The sequence below is a fragment of the Algoriphagus sp. PAP.12 genome (assembly GCF_026652115.1).
Classification (GTDB): Bacteria; Bacteroidota; Bacteroidia; order Cytophagales; family Cyclobacteriaceae; genus Algoriphagus.
The window spans coordinates 197,634-216,696 of sequence record NZ_JAPPSQ010000002.1 but is presented as its reverse complement, the minus strand read 5'-3'; the positions used below and the strand labels follow the sequence as shown (position 1 = coordinate 216,696).

The window sequence follows — 19,063 nt, the reverse complement described above, 5'->3', positions numbered from 1 at the left end:
CTAAGATTGGAAACGAAAACCAGTAACGAATATACGCAAGTTATTGCCCGTTGTAAAGAACTATTTCGCAAGAAAACTATAGATTATGGTACAGCATGGAGGATTTTAAGATTATCATCCATTACAGACCAGATTTTTATCAAGGCGCAACGAATTCGATCCATTCAAGAGAAAGGAAATCAAAAAGTTGGAGACCCAATAGTTGATGAATTCGTTGGTATCATCAACTATTGCCTAATTGCCTTGTTACAGATTAGTTTTTCAAAAGATGAAAGGATGGAAATCCCTTTTGATGATTTGGAGCCTGTTTATGATAAATGGGTGAGTGATACAAAGGGACTGTTAGAAAACAAGAATCACGATTATGGCGAAGCTTGGAGAGAAATGAGAGTGAGTTCAATGACTGACATCATTTTGATGAAATTACTGAGAGTTAAGCAAATTGAAGATAATGAAGGTCAGACTTTGGTTTCGGAAGGGATCGAAGCCAACTATCAAGATATGATCAATTATTCTGTTTTCTGTCTAATCAAGCTAGGATATCATGGGTAAAGCATTACTATGGATTTTGAGACTTCTAGTTGGAGGTCTTTTTATTTTTTCTGGGTTAATCAAAGTAAATGACCCAGTTGGAACGGCTATTAAACTGGAAGAATACTTCGATGTATTTTCCAATGATATTGCGGGATTCTTTTATTACCTCAAGCCTTTTGCTCTTTATATCGGGGTATTTCTAGTGGTAGTTGAAGTGGTTTTAGGAGTAATGCTTATTCTTGGAGTTAGGTCCAAATTCACTGTTTGGGCTTTAGGTCTGATGATTTTGTTTTTCACCTTCCTTACCTTCTATTCTGCATATTTTAATAAAGTGACTGATTGTGGTTGCTTTGGAGATGCGATCAAATTGACCCCATGGGAATCCTTTTATAAAGATGTGATTTTGATGGTCATGATTGCGGGGATTTTTGCATTAAGAAAATTTCTTCCTGAATCATCTCCTTCTTGGGCAAAAAGGGTGGTAACGGTCATTGGTATTTTATCTTTTGTTCTTTCTATTACAGCAATTAGAAATTTGCCATTCATTGATTTTAGAGCTTATAAAGTTGGAGTGAATATTCCTGAGAATATGCAGCCATCTGCTCCATTGCAATATTCTTATGTGATGAAAAAAGATGGGCAAGAGATAATTTTGGATCAATACCCTACAGATAAAAGCTATGAATTTGTGGAGATGAATTTGAAGAATCCTGAGAACCTACCTAAAATCTCTGATTTTGCAGTTTGGAACAATGATGGTGATTATTCTGAAGAGATGTTTGTGGGGAACAAATTGGTGGTTTTAGTGAGTAATTATTCCAAAATGAGTGATGCAAATTTGGATGAAATCGATGCATTGATTCAAAGTTTATCTAATTCTCCAATTCAAGTGGTTTTGGCTGCAGCTGCTTCTGAAGAAGAAATAAATAATCTTTTGACCTCAAGAGGCTGGGATATTTTGGCTGTACAAGCCGATGCAACTGTTGTAAAGACTATGATTCGTTCTAATCCGGGCCTAATGCTTTTAAAAGATGGAACTGTTCTAGCCAAATTCCATCACAACAATACACCTGAAGCATCTCAAGTTTTAGACTATTTTATTCAATAATGGAATTTCTAAAAGTTGTCCTAGTAGGCCTTCCAGGCTCAGGGAAAAGTACATTTGGCAAACAATTGGCTCAGGCTTTAGACTTTCCATTTTATGATCTGGACACTCAGATTGAGCAGAAAGAGCAGATGAAAATCCCAGATATTTTTTCAAAAATGGGGGAGGGGAAATTCAGGGAAATGGAGACTGAAGCCCTAGAACAGGTTTTGAGTTGGGATAGGTCCTTTGTATTGGCATCTGGAGGAGGTTGTCCTTGCTTCAATGACAATATGGACCGAATTAATGAGAAAGCGGTTTCTGTTTACCTTGATGTTCCTTTAGAAGATATCTCTCAAAGGTTGGTAGGAACTAAAATTCAAAATAGACCCATGTTTCAAGGAATGGGAGGAGGGGAAATTATCCTGAAATTGAAAAGCCTTCAAGCTGATAGAGAATCCTATTACAACCAGTCAAAAATAAAGCTCAGCGGATCTGATTTTTCCACTGAGCTTTTGGTATCTGAGTTAATTCACAGGCTTAGAAACTAAGCCCAAGCGTTAGAACTCCATTAATTATTGAATTGTCCAATTCTGTAACTGGACCAATATTATTGTTTTGATTATCTAATACTTGATAAGAGCTGTAAAGCCCATTGTATTTCTGATTGACTAAAGCAAAGTCCATAGAGAAATTATTCAATTTCACGCCAATACCACCGCTAATTTGCTGTGTGGTTCTATCAAAATCAGAATTAGTATAAGGGTCTCCAAAATGGGCATATCCCGCACGAAGTCTAAAAAGGTTCAATCTGGCTTCAGCTCCAACCCTAAAATTAATCGTACTACCATATAAGTTATTGATGGCTTGATTGTCTGGGCCTTCGTCGAAGTCGCGTGAGCTTAAACGAGCTGCACTATAATCAACCCAATCCACATCAGCAGATATAAATCCATTTTTTCCTAAAAAGAATGTGGCTCCACCTCCGATTTTTAATGGAGAATTAAGGTTATATCGCCCTAAAATATAATCGGAAGTTGCACTGACATTTCCTAAAGTAATGTCTTCTTCCTCGAAGTAATAATTGTCATAATTCGCAAACATAGAGGCCTCATACTCCTCGTTTAACATATACCAGGTTGGACTTTGGAAATTGAAACCCAAATTGACATAATCAATAGGCTTATAGATCAAGCCCATATTCACATTGAAGCCAGTGCCATTAATATATAAACTTTCTCTGATGGTAGAATTGATTAATGGACCATCGGGAAATTCCTCGTTGTATTCTTTCAAAGAAGAAAAACTCAAAGAACGAATTCCAATAGATCCTCCAATAAAGAACTTATGATTGAAATTGCCTCCATAGGAGAATGTCATTTGGCTAGCAGAACCTTCCTGAGTTACATTTTCATCCTGAAAAGGATATCCAGTTACAAAGGAATCATAAGTGTCAGGGTTATTTATTGGGTTTCCATTTTCATCAAAGGCAACTGGGTTAATTTGATAGGTTAAATAACCCAAACCTGTCAACCCGAATGATTCTATTTGAGATTCAGGGATTCCGAAGGCATCCTGAAGGTAAAAGTCTATGATTGAAGTTTCTCCAAGTTGATCGGAGTAAAATCCATATTCAGTATTGAAGTTGGCAATTCTTTGGATGCTGATCCCAAATGAACCTCCTTTAAAAGCTCCTCTTTCAAACTCTCCTTTAGGATTTGCAAAGACAACAGAAAGGTTAGGAAGGTTGAAATTGGAAGTATTATATGATTTGGCTTGGCCAAGATAATATGTGTCTACACCCCAGTCAGAATAACCCAATGTAATACTGGCTTCCGAGTTTCTAAAGAAACCCAATCCAGCTGGATTACCAGCGATATTTGAGACATCTCCACCTAAAGACCATTGAGTGCCTCCAATACCCATTATTCGAGCTGATCCGGCTGGCATGTTTTGGCTAAACCTTAAAGCATCTTCATAATATCCACTTTGGGAATAAGCCACTTGAGCAGTAAGAATACTCGATAGTAATAAAATTGAAGTTTTAATCTTCATTAATTAATAACATTTGATTGCCTATTATAACGATAAGAAAAGGCCGATTGGTTAATTTTTGGCAAAAAAAAGGGGGGATATTAATTCCCCCTTCCTCCTCTGGATCCGGATGAGACTGAGCCTCTGGACCCTCCACCTCCCGAAGAGCTTCTACTTGGCATACTCATGCTGCCTGAAGAACTTCTAGATGGTGTATATGTTCGATTTGTAGGTGTATTGCTTCTGTTGTAGCTTGGGCTGGATGTTCTGCCAGGCATCGTACTTCTATTATAAGATGGAGTAGTAGTTCTTCTATAAGAAGGATTTGAAGTAGTTGATCTTCTATAAGCATCCATACTTCTTGTATTTACTCCTCTATTTGAAGTTCCAATTGATCTAGTACTAGGTCTCGCTGATGGCATTGCACTTCTTGATCTTACAGAGGAAGATCTGTCCATAGCTGCAGAATTAGTTGTTCTAGAATTTCTCGTGGATGCAATTCTGGACCTATTGGAATTGTAGTAATCATTTTGACTGGTTCCAAAATCTCTTGAACTTGTTCTAGCTCTGTCAGAAGAAACAATACTTCTATTGTTATTCATAACATCTCTCCTTGCTTGAGCTCTTGCAGTATTTGGCAATGCAGCATTAGCAACAGCTCTATTTCCAGCAGTGGCAAGCGTTGCTCCTCTTGTAGGTCTAGATCCTCTAACTACTCTTCTGTCTCCATATTCACCACCTGGTAAGACATAAACCGGACCACCTGGGAATCCATAACCTGGATAATATCCACCATAATATCCTCCACCATAATATCCTCCTCCCCAAGCATAGCTAGGGTAGAATCCTCCGAAACCAAAACCTGGCCTGAAGAATGGTGAACCAAAACCATAACCAAATCCCCAACCTAAGCCAATGCTCATGCTGAAACCTGGTCTATAACCCCAACTTGGTCCATAAAATGGATCATAATAGCCAAATCCCCAAGGGTTAAAGCCATACATGAATCCCATATTGAAAGCAAATGAAGGATTAGCCCAAGAACTGTTTCCTGAATTTCCAACATAATAATTGTTGTAAACATCAATGTCTGGCTCACCCTCAGAAACTGCAGCAGTTTCATCGAAGTAAACTACTTCATCTCCTGTTTCCTCTGTGTCCGCTTGATATCGGGAGATATAATCAGGATTGACATTTCTGCTGGAAAAACTTTCTTCAGGAACATCATTCAAAGAATTGAATTCTTGAAATGTTTCTGGTTTGTTGTTCTGTACAGCGTATTCAGTAGATAGTTTTGCATCAGAAGCCATGAAATACATATTGTCACTCGCTCCATTTGTAGCTAGCTGTGAAGAGCTACACGAAGCAAGAACAAGTGTTCCTAGGACTGCTGGTGTAAGTAATACGGATAATTTCTTCATGGTTGAAGTTTGAGTTGTTACTTAGTTATACGTTGTTCGGGGTGTAGGGTTATATTTTTACCTTATATTTGCCACGCTTAATTTAGTAAAAATAAAGACATTTCATATTCAATCAAAATAGAATGAGTAAAGGACTACCTAAGCGAAGTGAGGATTACTCTCTTTGGTACAATGAGTTGGTAAAAAAAGCTGATTTGGCAGAAAACTCTGCAGTCAGAGGCTGTATGGTAATCAAACCTTACGGTTATTCCATTTGGGAAAAAATGCAGGCTGAACTTGACCGAATGTTCAAAGAAACTGGTCATACGAATGCATATTTTCCGCTATTCATCCCCAAGTCCTATCTCAGTAAGGAGGCCTCTCATGTAGAAGGCTTTGCGAAAGAATGTGCGGTAGTAACACACTACAGGTTGAAAAATGCCGAAGATGGTTCAGGAGTGATTGTTGACCCAGAAGCAAAATTGGAAGAAGAACTGATTGTTCGTCCTACTTCTGAAACGGTTATCTGGAGTACCTATAAAAATTGGATTCAGTCTTATAGAGATTTGCCTTTGCTGGTAAACCAGTGGGCGAATGTGGTAAGATGGGAAATGAGAACCCGACTTTTCCTTCGTACTGCCGAATTTCTATGGCAAGAAGGACATACGGCCCATGCTTCCAAAGAAGAAGCAATGGCTGAAACGGTTCAGATGATGAATGTCTATGCGCAGTTTGCAGAGGAATTCATGGCAGTACCTGTTGTGAAAGGAAGAAAAACTGAAAACGAACGTTTCGCTGGGGCTGATGAAACATTTTGTATTGAGGCTATGATGCAAGATGGGAAAGCTCTGCAGGCTGGAACTTCTCACTTCTTGGGACAAAATTTTGCAAAGGCTTTTGATGTAAAGTTTGCAACCAAAGAAGGTGGTTTGGACCACGTGTGGGGTACTTCTTGGGGTGTGAGTACACGATTGATGGGAGCATTGATCATGGCACATTCTGATGATAATGGTTTGGTCCTTCCTCCAAAATTGGCTCCAATTCAAGTAGTGATTGTCCCTATATATAAAGGTGAAGAGCAATTGAATGCTATTTCTGAGAAAGCTCATGAAATGATGGCGGCTCTTAGAAAAGTTGGTGTTTCTGTCAAATTTGATGATAGAGATACTCATAAGCCAGGTTGGAAATTTGCCGAATATGAATTGAAAGGAGTTCCATTGAGAATTGCTATAGGTCCTAGAGATTTGGAAAATGGAACAATTGAATTGGCTAGAAGAGACAACTTGACCAAATCAAGCTTTGACCTTGCTTCCGAGCCAATTGAAGTAATGATTCCAAGATTACTGGATGAAATTCAACAAGGAATTTATGACAAAGCATTAAACTTCAGAACTGAAAAAACTACCGAGGTAAACACTTGGGAAGAGTTCCAGAATGTTCTAGAAAATAAAGGTGGGTTTGTTTCAGCGCACTGGGATGGAACTTCAGAGACAGAAGATAAAATCAAAGAATTGACCAAGGCTACTATCCGTTGTATTCCTTTGGATCAAAAAGAAGAAGACGGAACTTGTATTTTGACAGGCAAAGCTTCCAAAGGCCGAGTATATTTTGCAAAAGCATATTAAAATTTAAACCCTGAGAAATCAGGGTTTTTTTATTTCTATTATCCATGGTTCCTAGGTTTCTCGTATTTTAGGAATCTAAACACAAACCCAAATGACGATTCTAATATTAGCAAGCTTACTGGTGATCGGTCTGGTTCTTTTAATGGCAGAGACCTTATTTATTCCCGGAACCACTATTGTGGGTGTTTTAGGATTGGTAATTAGCCTTGCCGGTGTGGCTTATGCTTTTTTGACTTTCCCTACTAATGTTGCCTGGTGGATTACAGCCATTGCGGCAGTCTTAAATGTTGCTGCAGTTGTTTATAGTTTTCAATCTGGAGTTTGGCAAAAGCTATCTTTAAAATCTTCACTTCAGGGAGGGACTTTTGATGGAAGAACAGCAGGTCTTGAAGCTGGAATGCTCGGTAAGGCAATTTCAGATATTAAACCAATAGGAAAGGCATCTTTTGGAGAATCAATTTATGAAGTCAAATCAGAGTCTGGTTTTATTTCAGTAGATTCGGATATCACTATAACCAAAGTAGAAAATAATCAAATTTTAGTTAAATAAGTTTTATGGACCCATCTAGCTCAATGTTCATTCTGGTTGCTGCGTTTGCAGGAATCGTATTACTTTTCATCTTCCTTTATTTTGTTCCAGTTAATCTCTGGATCACCGCTCAATTTGCCAATGTTCGTGTTGGAATAGGTGAATTAATAGGGATGAGAATAAGGAAAGTTCCTCCTAGTGTAATTGTTAATTCCATGATCACTGCTACGAAGGCAGGTTTGAACTTGACGACCAATGAATTGGAAACTCACTACTTGGCAGGTGGTAACGTTCCCAATGTTATTCGAGCTTTGATTTCTGCCGATAAAGCCAATATTAGTTTGTCCTTTAAACAAGCCACAGCAATTGATTTGGCAGGAAGAGATGTGTTTGAGGCAGTTCAGATTTCTGTAAATCCAAAAGTAATCAATACTCCAAGTGTTGCGGCAGTTGCTGCAGATGGGATTCAGTTGGTAGCAAAAGCAAGAGTAACGGTTAGAGCAAACATTGCCCAATTGGTAGGTGGTGCCGGAGAAGATACTATTTTGGCTAGAGTAGGGGAAGGGATTGTGACTTCAATCGGTTCAGCAGATACACATAAAAGCGTTTTAGAAAACCCTGATAAAATATCTAAACTGGTGTTGCAAAGAGGTTTGGATGCTGGTACAGCTTTCGAAATCCTTTCTATTGATATTGCTGATATTGATGTCGGAACCAACATCGGTGCGAAGTTACAAATTGATCAGGCATCAGCTGATTTGAAGGTAGCTGAAGCAAAAGCTGAGGAAAGAAGAGCAATGGCGGTTGCTTTGGAGCAGGAAATGAAAGCGAAGAATGTGGAAATGCGTGCGAAAGTAGTAGAAGCAGAAGCAGAAGTTCCTAAAGCACTAGCAGAAGCTTTCCGATCTGGTCAATTAGGGGTGATGGATTATTATAGAATGGAAAACATTAAATCTGATACATCCATGAGGGATTCTATCGCTAAATCTGATTCTGATAGTGATTCCAAAGGAAAAAGTGATAAGAAGTAAAAGGCGACATAGTTGGAAAAATAAAAAAGGGGCACATCATTATTGGCCCCTTTTCTTTTTCTTTCCTTCTGGTTCTGGTTCGATGACCAAAACAGGTTCATAATTGCTTTTTACTAAGATTTGACGGTTTTGATTATCTACAATGATTTCTTCGTAATCAAAGGGAATGATAACCTCTCCATCTTCCTGAATCAAACCGCTCTTGCTGTCTTTGATGGCCAACACCCAATTGCTTCTTTCATGTTTTAAGAAGTCATATTCAGGATTGAGGATGATGTCACCATTAGAACTTAAGAGTCCGACTTTTTCATTGGATTCCACCAGAAATTGACCAGATTCTGTTCTGCATACCTTAGTGTATCCTTCTGGGTTTTTGATTTCCCCTGAAGCATTGATGAGGAAAAGTTTATTGTCTTTCTTTCCAACTCCCCAACCGTTTTGAAATGCTTTGATTTCATCCCATTCTGGACTCAATACCATTTGGCCATTGGAATTAATGAGTCCAGAATAAAGACCTGATTTGATGCTTGCGAAGTTTTCAGAAAAAGGTCCTGCCTCCTGGAAAGAGGGAGTAATTAGCCAACTTCCGTCTTTATTCACATAGCCGAAAGCTCCATTTTTCTTTGCTGCGAAATAGCCTTCATTTCCATTGTTGATCCACTCCAAACTATCCGTTGGTTGGACAATCCATCCCTTTTTACCTAAAAGTCCCAGTTTGCCATCTCTGAATTTTATCTGATATAGATCTCTCTCCATAAGATTGACTTCTGTCATTCCTACAGCATCCAATAAAATTCCGTCCTCCTCCATGACTCTTCTGAGTTTGCCATGGATGTATTCCAGCATCAAGTCATTTTCAAAAGTGATTTTATGAAATGAGTTATAGCGGATATTGGCCCTAATAGGATCTCCTTCGATCAATAGATACTGGTCTTGATCAAACCCATAATAAAAATTACCTCGATTATGTTCGAGTTCTGAAATGACAGGATCCAGTACGATCTTTCCTTCCATATTGATTAAGCCAAAACCTGTTGGCGTTTTAACCAAAATGTATTCTCCTTCATTTCCTTCCAGATATTCGAAAGTTTCGTCAGGGTTTTCTCCCAAAGGAAGAAAATATTCGTTGTTTCGCTTAGCTATGATTTGACCGACATTCGTGATCTCAGCTGATTCCAATTCTCCGAGGTAAGTTGTGGTACCTTTTCCTCTTTTGTATAACCAATATTCATTGTCTTTTCTTGCCAAAAGAAAATTGAAATAGGTTTCAATCTCATCATACTCAAGATCTAAAACCTTTTGCCCGTATTCGTGAAAAGCTCCGATTCCGTTCGGACCTTTTATTAATATCCATGGCTCTAAAAATTGATAAATCTCATCGCCTTCTAAATTAACAGCAGGCTTAAAATCATTGGAAAGGAGAAATAATCCTTCTTCATTACTTCCAATCTTGACAGACTCACTCAAAAGTGCGATTGATTTATAAACCAACCGAGTTTTGAGATTCATGTCATAATCATAGACCTCATAGGTTTGGGCTTGGAGAAGGGAAGAAATAGTAAAGAACAGTACTAATAATGGGCTTTTTCGAAACATCGATAATCTTATTAAAGCCCGAATATAAAATGCCCAAAAGAGGAATTCCCCTTTTGGGCATTAAAAATGTTTTGATTTGCCCTTATTTTTCTTCTTGAACCCTATCTAAGTCAAAAAGATCCGAGATAAACTCTATCATTTCCTCGGCTTCATCTCTTTTGCAAGCAGCTTTAAGTTGAACAACCGGTACTTTCAATACCTTTTGCATCATGCTTTTGGTGATTTTGTCTACCACAGCAAATTCTTCAGCTGTTGAATTCTTTAAGAATCTAGCCAACTCCTCCTGACGGATTTGCTCTAAGGATTGCTTTAGCTTATTGATAGTAGGAGAGACCATCATTTCTTTTTTCCAGCTGGAAAATTCATGTATGGTTTCTTCAATGATAGTTTCTACTTGAGGAACTGAAGCCAATCTTTTTTCCAATGCTTCAGAAGCTTTGCTCTTAATATTGTCCACATTGTAGAGAATCACTCCTGGAACATCCTCAACAGTGGTTTCAATGGATCTTGGTACAGAAAGATCAACTAATAGCTTGTAGGATTGGATCTCAAATTGACTAACCATTTTCTTGGTAATAAATGGCTCAGATCTATGAATGGAACTGACAATCACATCAGCTTCCTGCATAGCTTCGAAACAATTTTCAAAAGGAACTACCTCAAATCCAAGCTCTGCTGCGATTGCTTCAGCCTTAGATTGTGTTCTATTGGTAATTTTGACTTTCGCCTCAGGAAGATAGACCATGTTTTTGGCTACATCTTCACCTATTTCTCCTACGCCAATCAACAGAATTCTTGGTTGATAGGTGTTTGAGGTCAAACTTTCTATTAATTCAATAGATGCATACGATAATGAAGCGGCTCCATCCCTAAATGCAGTTTCTTGAACGATTCTTTTATTGGTGAAGAAGACCGTGTGCATCAGTCGATGCAAAAATGGACCAGCCATGTCCAAATCAGCAGAAGCTTGATAAGCTCTTTTTACCTGATTTGAAATTTGGATATCTCCAACCACTTGAGCTTCCAATCCCATGGATACTCTGAAAAGATGGTTAATGGCAGAATGATCTTCACTGAAAATCTCAAAATAATCAATGTAGTTCACTACATCCATCATTCCCTTTTCCAATCCGATCAATTTGATGATTTCAGTACTCAGTTCCAATTCATGACTATAGTACACCTCAGTTCTATTACAGGTAGATAGAATGAGTGCATCTTGAAGGCTAAAAAACTCTTTTAGCTTCAATAGGATGCTATGAATTGATTGATCATCTAGCGCAATCAATTCCCGGATTTGAACGGGAGCAGTCTTGTGGGATAAACTTAAGGCTCTAAACTTATTCTGCATAGATTTAGTCTTGCAACGCAAATTTAACAGACAATGTACTCTAATGCCTGTTTTTATATAAGCTTAATATGAATTTAGAATATGTCTAAATAACTGTTTTTACAAAGGTCTTGAAAATTGTTATTCAAGTCCAATATTCTTAAATTATCAGTTATTGATTTTATCTATTAGCTTTTGCTTATGTACCGTAGATTTTTTTACCAACTCAAACAGTATCTGGGCTTTACAAATTAGGAGTCTAAAGGTTTTGTTCTACTGATTCCTGTCCTTTTAATTCTCGCTATGATTCCACAGTTGATTCAAAAGATCAATGCGAAATCTCGGGTAGCTCAAAGTGGTGAAATTCAAATGTTAATAGATTCTCTGGATCAAGTAGGATTTGAATTTGTGAAATCTCCAATGCCGATTCAAGCACCTTTAGATACTGCTCCACCCATTAACCAAAGTTCTTTGAAAAGGATTCCTTTTTCGGAAGCTGATTCTATTACACTTCAAATTGTTCCTGGTATAGGTCCAGCAATGGCGTCCAGAATTATCAAGTATCTTTAGGCGGTATGCATTCCAAAAATCAGCTTCAGGATGTTTATGGGTTAAAAGAAGAAGTTGCTAAGGGAATTTGGGAATATTTCGATTTTGAAAGTGGGATATTGAAGAAAGTACAAATCAATGAATGGGATGTGAGTGAACTTGCAAAACATCCCTATATCGGTTATGGAGAAGCTAAAGTTATTGTCGCATATAGAAATCAGCATGGAAAGTATACAAATGCCGATGATTTATTGAACGTGAAAATATTTACCCCAGATTGGATAAATAAAATTTCACCATATCTCGATTTTTAGACCTTATTTATTCAAATTCATTAGATATTTGAGGGATGATACCTCATGGAGAAGGAATAAAATTGCCCAAACTTAATCTTCCTGATATTGAACCCAGGCTTTCTCAGAAAGAAGGGAAACTATGGGTGTTTGATTCTCTTCGAAAAAAAGATCTTGTTTTAACCCCAGAAGAATGGGTAAGGCAGCATTGGATTTCATTTTTGATCAAAGAGCAAAATTATCCAAAGGGACTTCTTTCCTTGGAAAAAGGATTGAAATACAATCAGTTGCAGAAAAGAACCGATTTATTGGTTTATAATACATCCGGCGAGGTTCATCTATTAATTGAATGTAAAGCCCCAAAAATTCCTTTGTCACAAAAAACGGTGGAGCAAGCGTGTTTATATCATAGTCAACTTCAATCTGAATATTTAATATTATCGAATGGAATGAACCATTTATGTTTGCAATGGATTTTAGATGAAAAGAGGTTTGAACAAATAAAAAGCTTCCCTCCAATACCAAATTGATTCCAATGTTTTATGATATTAATCAGTCATTTTTTATCTTCAATCACCGAATAATCATACCTACTTAGCATGTCCAGTTCTCCACATAATACTCCATGCGAACTTTGCGCTAGTCGCAAATTTTCGATGATGTCAGGATTGACAGACACCCAGATCTGCACTATTTCTGATCATAAGAATCTTATTTCGCATAGAAAAGGACAAATCCTGTATTACGAAGGAACCAAGCCATTGGGTATTTTTTGTATTAATTCAGGTGTGGTTAAAGTCTATAAAACTGCCTCTAATGGCAAAGAACAAATTGTCCATTTAGCTCAGAAGGGGGACTTTTTGGGATATGCGGCATTGTTGGGAGAAGAAAATTATACCAATTCTGCCATGATTGTAGAGGATGCCAAAATTTGTTTTATTCCAAAAGAGGCATTCTTAAAGACATTGATGACAAATTCTGAATTTTTTAAAAGAGTAACCAAAGAATTGAGTCATGAGTTAGGAGTGATGGAAGAGAAATTGACCGACGCTACACAGAAAAGTGTTAGAGAAAGATTGGCTTATGTACTACTTCATTTGGCTAGTTGCTATGGTGTAGAAGGAGGAGAAAGCCAGAAAATTGACTTGATTTTGAGTAGAGAGGAGATTGCGGGTATTGTTGGTACTGCAACTGAATCAGTGATTCGCCTACTTTCTGAATTCAAAAAAGATGATTTGATCGAATTTGAAGGAAAGAAAATCATCATTAAGGACAAGCGTGGATTAGCCCGACTTTCTGATTTTTACGCTTAATCAGAACCCTAAGGTAGGTTTTCAAGTTCTACCATCATGATATCACCCAAAAGAATCATTTCTGCCTTGCGATTCCCCTTGCTAGGTCTATTCTTCGTATTCTTTCTTTCCAATGAGGTTTACGGTCAGTCTGTAGCTTACAAATCCTTGTTGTCAGTCCTTTATGACGAAGAGTTTCCTGTTTTGAAACCAGGTGAATTGAAAAGCTTAGATAATTTTCAAATCTTAGATACCAGAGAAAAGGAGGAATATGAGGTGAGTCATATTGAAGGAGCACATTGGGCTGGATTCAATTCATTCCCTGAGTTTGATGTTGAAGAGTTGGATAAAAACAAACCAGTTTTAGTCTATTGTACAGTTGGAGCTCGGTCTCAAGAAATAGGGCAAAAACTTCAAAAGGAAGGTTTTCAAGTCTACAATCTCTATGGCGGAATCATCCATTGGGTCAATGAAAATCATCCAGTATTCAATGAAAGTTCCATGACCAACCAAGTGCATACCTATTCTCAATCTTGGGGTATTTGGTTGAAAAAAGGAGAAAAAGTTTATTGATTAAAAGCTATAATTTCATAGAATGAATTTTTCAAAAGCATCTTTTTCTCCACTTAAGTCATTTATTCTCCTTGCTTTTTCACTCGTGTTATTTGCATGTGGCAATTCATCTTTGGGTAAAGAAGGAAGTACTCCACCAAGTCATGAACTTTGGAATCAATTGCTCGAAAAACATGTCAAATCTAATGGAATGGTGGATTACAAAGGCTTTGTCAAGGACAAAAGTCAATTGGAAACCTATCTTGATCTTTTGTCAACTCATGCTCCTGATCGGAAAACTTGGTCGAAAGAAGAGCAGTTGGCTTATTGGATCAATGCCTACAATGCTTTTACCGTCAAATTGATTGTAGATCATTATCCTGTGGAAAGTATTCGGGATCTTGGACCAAAACTGAAAATTCCACTGGTTAATGATGTCTGGCACTATAAGTTTTTTCAAATTGGAGGTGTCGAAACTAGCTTGGATGAAATAGAGCATGGGATATTGAGAAAGGAATTTAACGAGCCTAGAATCCATTTTGCGATCAATTGTGCATCGATTTCTTGCCCTCCTTTACAGCCTTTTGCATTTACATCAGATCAATTGGAATCCCAACTAGAATCGGTTTCCGTAAAATTCATTAATGATACTCTCCGAAATAAAATTCAAAAAGATAAAGTTGAAATTTCATCTATTTTTTCTTGGTTTTCAGGGGATTTCACAAAAGATGGTTCAATCATCGATTTCTTGAATCGTTACAGCAAGATTCAAATTTCAAAAAACGCCAAGGTTAGTTATCTGGATTACAATTGGAGTCTAAACGAATAGTCTTAATTTGAAGATTCTTTTGATTTATGGACCCAAATAGACACATTCTTATCATCGGTAATGGCATAGCAGGAGTGACACTTGCCAGACACATTCGGAAACGGGATTCTTCGGTGAAGATCACTTTGGTTTCCGGTGAGAGCAAGTATTTTTTCTCCCGAACAGCCTTGATGTATGTGTTTATGGGACACATGAAATTTGAGCATACACAACCGTATGAGAACTTTTTCTGGGGAAAAAACCGAATTGAGTTAATAGAAGAGTGGATTGAGTCTGTTGACTTTGCTCAGAAAAGTGCCAAGTTCCAATCTGGTGAAACCTTAACCTACGATCAATTGGTGATTGCTACTGGTTCCAAACCTAATAAGTTTGGTTGGCCAGGTCAAGAATTGAAAGGCGTCCAAGGTTTATATTCCAAACAGGATTTGGAGCTCATGGAAGAGAATACCAAAGATGTAAGAAGAGCAGTGATAGTTGGAGGAGGTTTGATTGGAATTGAAATGGCTGAGATGTTGGCTTATAAGAAGATTCCTGTCACTTTTTTGGTTAGAGAAAAGGGCTTTTGGAGGAATGTGTTGCCTAAGGAAGAATCTGAATTGATCAGCAAGCATGTCCGAGAACATCATATCGATTTAAGATTGGAAACCGAGTTGGTCGAAATAAATGATGATGGAAACGGTAAGGTAAAGGCTATCAAAACCAATCATGGAGAAGAAATTCCTTGTGAGTTTGTAGGCTTAACTGCTGGCGTGACACCAAATGTTGACTTCCTGAGAAATTCGAAATTAGAAGTGAATCGTGGGGTGGTGGTGAACTCTAAATTTGAAACCAATATCCCAGATGTATACTCAATCGGAGATTGTGCTGAGTTTAAGGAGAAGCCTGCAGCTGACCGAAAAAACATTGAGCAAGTCTGGTATACAGGCAGAATGCATGGCGAAACTTTGGCTTTAACTTTGACTGGTCAAGCCACAGACTATCAACCTGGTGTCTGGTTTAATTCTGCTAAGTTTTTGGATGTGGAATACCAAACATATGGAACCGTTCCAGCTGATTGGGATGGGGATGAGTTCCAAAGTTTTTACTGGGAACATAGGTCAAATAAAGTTGCATTCAGAATGTTGATGGATTCTAATGGCAACATTGTAGGAGTAAATAATTTTGGTTTCCGACTCAGACATGAATTTTTTGATAAGGCTATCAAAGAGAAATGGACAGGTCAAAAAGTAATCTCCAAATTGGAGAAGGCCAATTTTGATCCTGAGTTTTTTGCGCCGTTTTATATTGAAATTCAAAAAGCATTTTTGAAGGAGTATGGAGGAGGTTTTAAGCCTGAAAAGAGGTCGTTTATTCAAAAACTATTTGGAGCCAGCGTATGAAAGTGATTCAGAAAATTGGGCTGATTTTGTTCTTGATCGGTTTGGGTGTTTTTACTGCTATTCCTTTCCTGGGAACTTATAAATTGAGCCAGGAAATGGTGTCAGCCAATACCAAGGATATTCATGAGGAGAAAATGTTGGAGATTTTGACTCCAATCTATGATCAGTCTTATTCTTCCAATTTCCAGTTTTTAAGTGAATTTAATCAGGAATTTGGCACTTACAATGATGCTTTGAAAGCAGAAGCGAAATGGGATGAAGTGATTTGGGATGACTATAGTTTTTCTTTGGGGAAAGCTGCATTGTCAAGTCCTGTCAAGGATAATCCTTGGCTATGGATGTTTCTTTCCATTGGTTTGGCTGTTTTGGGAGGTCTTTTGTACAACCTCCCCAAATACAAGGACGAACCTGAAGGAATCAAAAACAATGGGATTTTTCATTCTAAAATGAAGAATCGAGGCTGGTTAGGTATGTTGACTGGTTCTTATTTGATTTTGTTCTATGTCATTCTTTATTGGTTTCCTGCTTACCTGGTGAATTTGGTTGCGATGGTTGATCCCTTGAGCATGATACTTTCCGGAAATCCTGCTAGTCAGTGGTTTTTGTATGGCTTTGTCTATACGCTGGCCATCATTGTGATGGGGATTCGAATGTTTAGAAAATACCGTGGAAACAAGTATCAGCAGCTTCGAACGGCTTCGGTTATGTTTTTCCAAACCGCCTTCGCCTTTTTGATTCCAGAAATTTTGGTTCTTTTGAACCAGCCCTATTTTGATTTCAAGAATATCTGGCCTTTGGATTATGACTTTTTCTATTCCTATCAGTTGGATAGCTTTTTGTCTGGTGGTTCTGTGGGGATGTTTATGCTGATTTGGGGTATTTTATTGATCATCATCGGAGTACCTGTTTTTACTTATTTCTTTGGGAAAAGATGGTACTGCTCTTGGGTATGTGGCTGTGGGGGATTGGCAGAAACAGTAGGTGATCCCTATCGCCAGTTATCTGATAAAAGTGTCAAATCCTGGAAAATTGAAAGATATCTGATTAATGGAGTCTTGGTTTTGGCTGTTGTCATGACAATCCTAACCATTGCCAATTACTTCTCTGACTTCTGGCTATTAGGCGAGGCCACCAACCAATTACATTCCTTTTATGGTTTTGCTATCGGTTCTGCCTTTGCGGGCGTAGTTGGAACAGGATTTTATCCATTTATGGGAAATCGAGTATGGTGCCGATTTGGTTGTCCTTTGGCCGCTTATTTGGGAATAGTACAGCGCTTTAAATCCCGTTTTAGAATCACCACCAATGGAGGACAGTGTATTTCATGCGGAAATTGCTCTACTTATTGTGAAATGGGGATTGATGTAAGATGGTATGCCCAAAGAGGACAAAATATTGTCAGATCTTCTTGTGTGGGATGTGGCGTTTGTTCAGCTGTTTGCCCAAGAGGAGTTTTGAAATTAGAAAATGGCCCAGAGGAAGGTCGAATCAATGAATTACCGATTATTATCGGAAATGACTCTGTGAAAATTAATGCCTGAATTTATCGCATACCTTTTATTGGGAATTTATCTTCTAGGGATGACTTTCATTTTTGTGTATAGTCTAGCCCAAGGACATTTATTGCTACATTTTTTGAAAGCAAGGAGGAATAAATCAGAATTAAAACTCCTGAAGAACGACTTCCCAATGGTAACAGTCCAGCTACCTATTTTCAATGAATTGTTTGTTGTGGAGAGGTTGATTGAGTCTGTAGCCAAATTGAATTATCCAACTGATAAACTGGAAATCCAGATTTTAGATGACAGTACCGATGAAACTGTTCAGATCATTCAGGAAAAGATTAAAGAGTTCCCAAATATCAACTTTCAATACATTCATAGGTTTGATAGACAGGGTTTTAAAGCTGGGGCTTTGCGTGAAGGTTTAGAAAAAGCATCGGGAGATTTTATAGCAATTTTTGATGCGGATTTTATTCCGGAGCCTGAGTTTCTACTTCATACTTTGCCTTATTTTTCAAGTGATAATATCGGTATGGTCCAGTCAAGATGGACTCATTTGAATGAAAAATATTCCTTATTGACGAGGCTTCAGGCATTTGCATTGGATGCTCATTTCTTGATCGAACAAACTGGAAGAAATCATCAGGGAGCATTCATCAATTTCAATGGGACTGGAGGAGTTTGGAGGAAAAAATGTATTCTGGATGCAGGGAACTGGCATGATGACACATTGACTGAAGACTTGGACCTGAGCTATAGGGCGCAAAGAAAAGGCTGGGAATTCGTTTATAGACCTGAAATCGAATCTCCTGCCGAATTACCACCTGTGATGTCTGCGATCAAATCTCAGCAATTTCGATGGACGAAAGGAGGAGCTGAATGCGCTGCCAAGCATGCCGGAAATGTCCTTCGAGAAAAACACCCTTTCGTAGTGAAGTTTCATGCAATGGCACATCTATTCAATAGCACCATATTTATTGCGGTACTTTTGGTAAGCTTGTCTAGTTTGGGTGTTTGGTGGATGGGAGATCAAGGTCTCTTGCCAAGGGAAAGCCTGAAAATAGCGGGGATATTCTTGATTGGATTTGCCATCATTGCCTTGGTTTACCTGTTTTCTTATGTTTATCGAGAGGAAAAGAAATCCAAAAGTTTGCTTGAAGCCATAGTACTATTACCAATTTTCTTATCGGTTTCCATGGGGCTGGGGCTCCACAATGCCCAGGCTGTATGGGAAGGGCTAACAGGTAAAAAATCACCTTTTATCAGAACTCCCAAATTCAATCTGGAAGGAGGGAAAAGCAAACTGAAAAACAATTTGTATCTCACATTTAAAATGCCTGTAACCACTTGGTTTGAAGGTCTCTTGGCCCTTGTATTTATAGCGATGGTTGTGTTGGCGATTTTGCATCATAACTATCTATTCTTACCCTTCCACCTGATGCTCGCATTTGGCTACACCCTTGTATTTATCACTTCATTTAATTCCTACGCATTAGGCCGATAA

At 38.1% G+C, this 19,063-nt stretch carries 19 protein-coding genes; 15 read left to right on the top strand and 4 right to left on the bottom strand.

From position 1 onward, the window contains the following. The first annotated feature begins 6 nt into the window (after positions 1-6). Genes O0V13_RS04350 through O0V13_RS04340 form a run of 3 tightly spaced genes read left to right on the top strand, consistent with a single transcriptional unit; the run spans position 7 to position 2,169 of the window. Positions 7-552 carry a DUF1599 domain-containing protein gene (locus tag O0V13_RS04350; RefSeq protein WP_268033769.1) on the top strand — a complete coding sequence of 182 codons (546 nt, stop codon included), beginning with the start codon at positions 7-9 and terminating at the stop codon, positions 550-552. Next, entirely contained in the window at positions 545-1,642 is a 1,098-nt protein-coding gene (locus tag O0V13_RS04345) for a BT_3928 family protein (RefSeq protein ID WP_442780908.1), read from the top strand. Before O0V13_RS04350 ends, O0V13_RS04345 begins: the two co-directional genes overlap by 8 nt. Further along, positions 1,642-2,169: a shikimate kinase gene (locus O0V13_RS04340; protein WP_326492705.1), complete on the top strand. Its 528-nt coding sequence runs from the start codon at positions 1,642-1,644 to the stop codon at positions 2,167-2,169. The genes O0V13_RS04345 and O0V13_RS04340 overlap by 1 nt, the downstream gene beginning before the upstream one ends. On the opposite strand, the gene O0V13_RS04335 is transcribed toward O0V13_RS04340, so the two are convergent. Then, on the bottom strand, positions 2,159-3,673 hold the full coding sequence (locus O0V13_RS04335) for an OmpP1/FadL family transporter (RefSeq protein WP_268033768.1): 1,515 nt from the start codon (positions 3,671-3,673) through the stop codon (positions 2,159-2,161). The genes O0V13_RS04340 and O0V13_RS04335 overlap by 11 nt on opposite strands. An 80-nt stretch (positions 3,674-3,753) precedes the next feature. Then, the gene (locus O0V13_RS04330) at positions 3,754-5,073 is read right to left on the bottom strand and encodes a hypothetical protein (RefSeq protein WP_268033767.1); all 1,320 of its coding nucleotides are present in this window, start codon (positions 5,071-5,073) and stop codon (positions 3,754-3,756) included. 122 nt (positions 5,074-5,195) lie between these two features. Here O0V13_RS04330 and proS point away from each other — a divergent pair, with 122 nt between their 5' ends. The 3 genes from proS to floA all read left to right on the top strand — a co-directional run bounded on the left by proS (position 5,196) and on the right by floA (position 8,237). Continuing rightward, positions 5,196-6,677, top strand: coding sequence for a proline--tRNA ligase (gene proS / locus O0V13_RS04325; RefSeq protein ID WP_268033766.1), 1,482 nt, complete (start codon positions 5,196-5,198; stop codon positions 6,675-6,677). Positions 6,678-6,768: 91 nt separating this feature from the next. Further along, complete coding sequence (locus O0V13_RS04320) at positions 6,769-7,227, top strand: NfeD family protein (protein ID WP_268033765.1); 459 nt, start codon at positions 6,769-6,771, stop codon at positions 7,225-7,227. A 5-nt stretch (positions 7,228-7,232) separates the two neighbouring features. Continuing rightward, complete coding sequence (floA, locus tag O0V13_RS04315; protein WP_268033764.1) at positions 7,233-8,237, top strand: flotillin-like protein FloA; 1,005 nt, start codon at positions 7,233-7,235, stop codon at positions 8,235-8,237. A gap of 39 nt (positions 8,238-8,276) precedes the next feature. On the opposite strand, the gene O0V13_RS04310 is transcribed toward floA, so the two are convergent. Together O0V13_RS04310 and hemA are read right to left on the bottom strand one after the other, a co-directional pair. Next, positions 8,277-9,833, bottom strand: coding sequence for a WG repeat-containing protein (locus tag O0V13_RS04310; protein ID WP_268033763.1), 1,557 nt, complete (start codon positions 9,831-9,833; stop codon positions 8,277-8,279). A gap of 82 nt (positions 9,834-9,915) precedes the next feature. Further along, on the bottom strand, positions 9,916-11,184 hold the full coding sequence (gene hemA, locus O0V13_RS04305; RefSeq protein ID WP_268033762.1) for a glutamyl-tRNA reductase: 1,269 nt from the start codon (positions 11,182-11,184) through the stop codon (positions 9,916-9,918). A gap of 282 nt (positions 11,185-11,466) precedes the next feature. Between hemA and O0V13_RS04300 the strand changes: the two genes are divergently transcribed. From O0V13_RS04300 to O0V13_RS04260, 9 genes are all read left to right on the top strand, one after another. Then, positions 11,467-11,733: a hypothetical protein gene (locus tag O0V13_RS04300; protein WP_268033761.1), complete on the top strand. Its 267-nt coding sequence runs from the start codon at positions 11,467-11,469 to the stop codon at positions 11,731-11,733. 5 nt (positions 11,734-11,738) lie between these two features. Beyond that, a complete protein-coding gene (locus O0V13_RS04295; protein WP_268033760.1) occupies positions 11,739-12,026 on the top strand; it encodes a ComEA family DNA-binding protein in 288 nt (95 codons plus the stop codon). 125 nt (positions 12,027-12,151) lie between these two features. Continuing rightward, positions 12,152-12,535: a type I restriction enzyme HsdR N-terminal domain-containing protein gene (locus O0V13_RS04290; RefSeq protein ID WP_268033759.1), complete on the top strand. Its 384-nt coding sequence runs from the start codon at positions 12,152-12,154 to the stop codon at positions 12,533-12,535. A gap of 69 nt (positions 12,536-12,604) precedes the next feature. Beyond that, positions 12,605-13,318 (top strand): Crp/Fnr family transcriptional regulator, encoded by a 714-nt coding sequence (locus O0V13_RS04285; RefSeq protein ID WP_268033758.1) that lies wholly within the window; start codon positions 12,605-12,607, stop codon positions 13,316-13,318. Positions 13,319-13,354: 36 nt separating this feature from the next. Then, positions 13,355-13,870: a rhodanese-like domain-containing protein gene (locus tag O0V13_RS04280; protein ID WP_268033757.1), complete on the top strand. Its 516-nt coding sequence runs from the start codon at positions 13,355-13,357 to the stop codon at positions 13,868-13,870. A gap of 22 nt (positions 13,871-13,892) precedes the next feature. Then, positions 13,893-14,678 carry a DUF547 domain-containing protein gene (locus tag O0V13_RS04275; protein ID WP_268033756.1) on the top strand — a complete coding sequence of 262 codons (786 nt, stop codon included), beginning with the start codon at positions 13,893-13,895 and terminating at the stop codon, positions 14,676-14,678. 26 nt (positions 14,679-14,704) lie between these two features. Then, complete coding sequence (locus O0V13_RS04270; RefSeq protein WP_268033755.1) at positions 14,705-16,057, top strand: NAD(P)/FAD-dependent oxidoreductase; 1,353 nt, start codon at positions 14,705-14,707, stop codon at positions 16,055-16,057. Next, the gene (locus O0V13_RS04265) at positions 16,054-17,598 is read left to right on the top strand and encodes a 4Fe-4S binding protein (RefSeq protein ID WP_268033754.1); all 1,545 of its coding nucleotides are present in this window, start codon (positions 16,054-16,056) and stop codon (positions 17,596-17,598) included. Before O0V13_RS04270 ends, O0V13_RS04265 begins: the two co-directional genes overlap by 4 nt. Continuing rightward, positions 17,591-19,063 (top strand): cellulose synthase family protein, encoded by a 1,473-nt coding sequence (locus tag O0V13_RS04260; RefSeq protein WP_268033753.1) that lies wholly within the window; start codon positions 17,591-17,593, stop codon positions 19,061-19,063. The genes O0V13_RS04265 and O0V13_RS04260 overlap by 8 nt, the downstream gene beginning before the upstream one ends.

Coding starts and splice junctions, on each gene's coding strand:
- O0V13_RS04340 (WP_326492705.1), top strand. CDS start 1,642: ATGGAATTTCTAAAAGTTGTCCTAGTAGGCCTTCCAGGCTCAGGGAAA.
- O0V13_RS04310 (WP_268033763.1), bottom strand. CDS start 9,833: ATGTTTCGAAAAAGCCCATTATTAGTACTGTTCTTTACTATTTCTTCC.
- O0V13_RS04320 (WP_268033765.1), top strand. CDS start 6,769: ATGACGATTCTAATATTAGCAAGCTTACTGGTGATCGGTCTGGTTCTT.
- O0V13_RS04280 (WP_268033757.1), top strand. CDS start 13,355: ATGATATCACCCAAAAGAATCATTTCTGCCTTGCGATTCCCCTTGCTA.
- proS (WP_268033766.1), top strand. CDS start 5,196: ATGAGTAAAGGACTACCTAAGCGAAGTGAGGATTACTCTCTTTGGTAC.
- O0V13_RS04270 (WP_268033755.1), top strand. CDS start 14,705: ATGGACCCAAATAGACACATTCTTATCATCGGTAATGGCATAGCAGGA.
- O0V13_RS04335 (WP_268033768.1), bottom strand. CDS start 3,673: ATGAAGATTAAAACTTCAATTTTATTACTATCGAGTATTCTTACTGCT.
- O0V13_RS04265 (WP_268033754.1), top strand. CDS start 16,054: ATGAAAGTGATTCAGAAAATTGGGCTGATTTTGTTCTTGATCGGTTTG.
- O0V13_RS04300 (WP_268033761.1), top strand. CDS start 11,467: ATGATTCCACAGTTGATTCAAAAGATCAATGCGAAATCTCGGGTAGCT.
- O0V13_RS04330 (WP_268033767.1), bottom strand. CDS start 5,073: ATGAAGAAATTATCCGTATTACTTACACCAGCAGTCCTAGGAACACTT.
- O0V13_RS04345 (WP_442780908.1), top strand. CDS start 545: ATGGGTAAAGCATTACTATGGATTTTGAGACTTCTAGTTGGAGGTCTT.
- O0V13_RS04285 (WP_268033758.1), top strand. CDS start 12,605: ATGTCCAGTTCTCCACATAATACTCCATGCGAACTTTGCGCTAGTCGC.
- hemA (WP_268033762.1), bottom strand. CDS start 11,184: ATGCAGAATAAGTTTAGAGCCTTAAGTTTATCCCACAAGACTGCTCCC.
- O0V13_RS04295 (WP_268033760.1), top strand. CDS start 11,739: ATGCATTCCAAAAATCAGCTTCAGGATGTTTATGGGTTAAAAGAAGAA.
- O0V13_RS04275 (WP_268033756.1), top strand. CDS start 13,893: ATGAATTTTTCAAAAGCATCTTTTTCTCCACTTAAGTCATTTATTCTC.
- O0V13_RS04260 (WP_268033753.1), top strand. CDS start 17,591: ATGCCTGAATTTATCGCATACCTTTTATTGGGAATTTATCTTCTAGGG.
- floA (WP_268033764.1), top strand. CDS start 7,233: ATGGACCCATCTAGCTCAATGTTCATTCTGGTTGCTGCGTTTGCAGGA.